General features: G+C 62.0%; 3 protein-coding genes. 2 read left to right on the top strand and 1 reads right to left on the bottom strand.

What is annotated here, in order from left to right:
- Positions 1–79: 79 nt before the first annotated feature.
- Entirely contained in the window at positions 80–1,483 is a 1,404-nt protein-coding gene (locus ACO6VM_RS18180; protein ID WP_422403613.1) for a purine-cytosine permease family protein, read from the bottom strand.
- A 317-nt stretch (positions 1,484–1,800) separates the two neighbouring features.
- Between ACO6VM_RS18180 and ACO6VM_RS18175 the strand changes: the two genes are divergently transcribed.
- The gene (locus ACO6VM_RS18175; RefSeq protein ID WP_401060844.1) at positions 1,801–2,286 is read left to right on the top strand and encodes a flavin reductase family protein; all 486 of its coding nucleotides are present in this window, start codon (positions 1,801–1,803) and stop codon (positions 2,284–2,286) included.
- A gap of 82 nt (positions 2,287–2,368) precedes the next feature.
- Complete coding sequence (locus ACO6VM_RS18170) at positions 2,369–3,409, top strand: LLM class flavin-dependent oxidoreductase (protein ID WP_401060843.1); 1,041 nt, start codon at positions 2,369–2,371, stop codon at positions 3,407–3,409.
- The last annotated feature ends 147 nt before the right edge of the window (positions 3,410–3,556 follow it).

The following is a 3,556-nucleotide window of genomic DNA, read 5'->3' as shown; positions in this document are numbered from 1 at the left end:
GAGAAAATTTCCCCCCGCTTCGCCGGTGTAGTGGGGGGGGTGGGGTCTCCCCCCCCCCGCGATGCATCTGCGCGATGAATCAGTCGTTCGCGCCGACCACCCTGCCCGCCTTCACCGGCGTGTTGCGCGTCGCCAGGCAGTAATACAGCGGCACGGTCACGATCAAGCCGAACAGCCACGACAAGTCAGCCCCTTCGACGATGTTCGAGTATGGCCCGACATACAGCGACGTGTTGGCGAACGGCAGCTGTACCAGGATGCCGCAGGCGTAGGCGATGATCGCGTGGTGGTTGAAACGGCCGTAAATGCCACCGTCGGCGCTGAAGATCGAGGCGATGTCGTACTCGCCCTTCTTGATCAGGTAGAAGTCCACCAGATTGATCGACGCCCACGGCACCAGCACCAGCAGCAGGGCCAGGATCAGGCCGATGAACTCACCGATGAAGTCGGCCGAAGCGTTCAGCGCAACCATGCCGCAAGCCACCAGGATCACCGCCGCCAACACCACGCGCACCTTGATGCTCGGCGTCCACTGGGCGGCGAACGTCTGGATCGCGGTGACGATCGACAGCACCGCGCCGTACAGGTTGAGGGCGTTGTGGCTGATGATGTTGAGCAGGAACAGCACCATCAGGATCGGCCCCAGCCAGCCGGTGGCCTGCTTGACCGCAGCCATGGCGTCAGTGCCTTGCGGTACGCACAGTACCGCCACTGCACCGAAGCTGAAGCACAGGATGGTGCCCAGGGTGGCGCCGAAGTAGGTGGCCCAGAACGGCTTGGCAATGCCGATCTCACGCGGCAGGTAACGCGAGTAGTCAGAGGTGTACGGCGAGAAGCTGATCTGCCAGATGGTGCCCAGCGACACCGTGGCGATGAAGCCCGACAGGTTGAACGCGCCACGGCTGAAGAAGTCGGCCGGCAGGTCCTGGACGAACATCATGATGAAACCGGCCAGCAGCGCCGAGCCCATCACCCAGGTACCGATGCGGTTGAGGATGTGGATGAAGCGGTAGCCGATCACGCCGATGGCGGTGGCGCTCAGGGCGCCGATGACGATGGCGCTGGGCATCGGCACGCTGGGGGCGATGCCGTGGATCGACTTGCCCGCCAGGACGATGTTGGAAATGAAGAAGCCGACGTAGATCAGCGCAGTGAAGAACACGATCAGCAGCGCGCCGTAGCGGCCGAACTGGCCACGGCTCTGCACCATCTGCGGAATGCCCAGCTGCGGTCCCTGCGCAGAGGCCAGGGCGAGTACCACACCGCCCAGCAGATGGCCCAGCGCGATGGCGATCAGGCCCCACAACAGGTTCAGGTGGAACACCTGCACCACCATGGCCCCGGTGACGATGGGCAGTGGCGCGATGTTGGTGCTGAACCACAGGGTGAACAGGTCGCGCGCCTTCCCATGGCGCTCGGCAGGTGGAACGTAATCGACCGTGTGATTTTCGACAAACTGGTGTTGCGACGACGGTTGGGACATAGGTTTTCAGCTCGAAAGGTCGTTTTTTATCTTTGTATGGAAACCGCTCAAGGCGGCCTCTCAGCTGCGGACCATATTATGGTATTCCAAACTTTTGACAACACTGCGCCGCGCTTTTTCAGCGCATCTGATCTGCTTGGCGCCCCGCCTTGGCGCAGCCTTTTCACTGCCAAACCCAATGAATACGGGGCCTTAACCGTTCATCGCGTTATCCGTGCACCTGAAAATTCCGCTTGCAAAATAGGTATTACGGTATACCATCAGACACATCAACGATAAAAACCGCGGACCACCGCAGCCCTTCCGAGGTACACAAGATGATCGACGCAACTGTCTACAAGAACGTCCTGGGCTCCTTCCCGTCCGGCGTTACCGTCATCACCACCCTGGACGACGACGGCTCGATCGTCGGCCTCACCGCCAGCGCCTTCTCCTCGCTGTCGATGGACCCGCCACTGGTGCTGTTCTGCCCCAACTACAGCTCCGACTCCTACCCTGTCTTGATGAAGAACAAGCGCTTCGCCATTCACCTGTTGTCCGGTGATCAGCAAGCCGAGGCCTATGCATTCGCGAAAAAGGGCAAGGACAAGGCCAGCGGTATCGAGTGGACCCTGAGCGACCTCGGCAACCCGATCCTGGCCGGCGCCACCGCCGTCATCGAATGCGAACTGTGGCGCGAATACGAAGGTGGCGACCACGCCATCATGGTCGGCAAGGTGCACAACCTGATCGTGCCGCAAGAGGCGCCACGGCCAATGATCTACTGCCGCGGCAAGATGGCCAGCCTGCCGGCCTTCGCCTGATACGACTTGCCCCGCGATCACCGGCAACCCATCTGAAAACCTGCCCCGGCAGGCGACAACAACAAGCTCCGAGGAAAGCCCCATGAAATTTTCGTTGTTCGTGCACATGGAACGTTGGGATGAACAGGTCAGCCACCGCCAGCTGTTCGAAGACCTGACCGAACTGACCTTGATGGCCGAAGACGGCGGTTTCAGCACCGTGTGGATCGGCGAACACCACGCCATGGAATACACCATCTCGCCGAGCCCGATGCCGCTGCTGGCCTACCTCGCCGCGCGCACCGAGAAAATCCGCCTGGGCGCCGGCACCATCATCGCGCCGTTCTGGAACCCGATCCGCGTGGCCGGCGAATGCGCCCTGCTCGATGTGATCAGCAACGGTCGCATGGAAGTGGGCCTGGCCCGCGGCGCCTACCAGTTCGAATTCGACCGCATGGCCAACGGCATGCCGGCCACCGACGGTGGCAAGGCCCTGCGCGAAATGGTGCCGGTGGTGCGCAAGCTGTGGGAAGGCGACTACGCCCATGACGGCGAAGTCTACAAGTTCCCCACCTCCACCAGCGTGCCCAAGCCGTTCAACGCCACGCCGCCGATGTGGATCGCTGCCCGCGACCCGGACTCGCACAACTTCGCCGTGGCCAATGGCTGCAATGTCATGGTCACCCCGCTGATGAAGGGCGACGAAGAAGTGCTGGACCTGAAGAACAAGTTCCAAGCCGCCCTGGACAACAACCCGGATGTGCCGCGCCCGCAACTGATGGTGCTGCGCCACACCCACGTGCACAGCCCGTCGGAGCCTGAAGGCTGGAAAGTCGGCGCCCAGGCCATCTCGCGCTTCTACCGCACCTTCGACGCCTGGTTCGGCAACAAGACCACCCCGGTCAATGGCTTCCTGGAGCCCAGCCCGGAATCGAAGTTCGCCGAAGTGCCAGCGTTCGAGCTGAACAACATCCGCAAGAACACCATGATCGGCACCCCCGAAGAGATCATTGCGCGCATCAAGTACTACCAGGAACTCGGCGTCGACGAGTTCAGCTTCTGGTGCGACAACAGCCTGCCCCATGCCGAAAAGAAAAAGTCGCTGGAGCTGTTCATCAAGGAAGTGGTGCCGGCCTTCGCCTGAATTCCCTTTGCCTGAAACATTGCGGGACGCGCCCGCTCCCGTGGGCCCCTGTGACCCGCGTGAGCGGGCTTTTTTTAGGCCTTATCGCGGGGGGGGGGCGAGAGCCCCACCACCACAACCGGGCGTTCGGAGGAAGGGGGTGTCTCA

Origin of the sequence: Pseudomonas sp. GZD-209, assembly GCF_049310485.1 — a bacterium.
GTDB lineage: Bacteria > Pseudomonadota > Gammaproteobacteria > Pseudomonadales > Pseudomonadaceae > Aquipseudomonas > Aquipseudomonas sichuanensis.
This window is presented reverse-complemented; position numbering and strand designations above follow the sequence as displayed.

Excerpts from the sequence above, each read along its gene's own strand:
- ACO6VM_RS18175 (WP_401060844.1), top strand. The coding sequence starts at position 1,801 with ATGATCGACGCAACTGTCTACAAGAACGTCCTGGGCTCCTTCCCGTCC.
- ACO6VM_RS18170 (WP_401060843.1), top strand. The coding sequence starts at position 2,369 with ATGAAATTTTCGTTGTTCGTGCACATGGAACGTTGGGATGAACAGGTC.
- ACO6VM_RS18180 (WP_422403613.1), bottom strand. The coding sequence starts at position 1,483 with ATGTCCCAACCGTCGTCGCAACACCAGTTTGTCGAAAATCACACGGTC.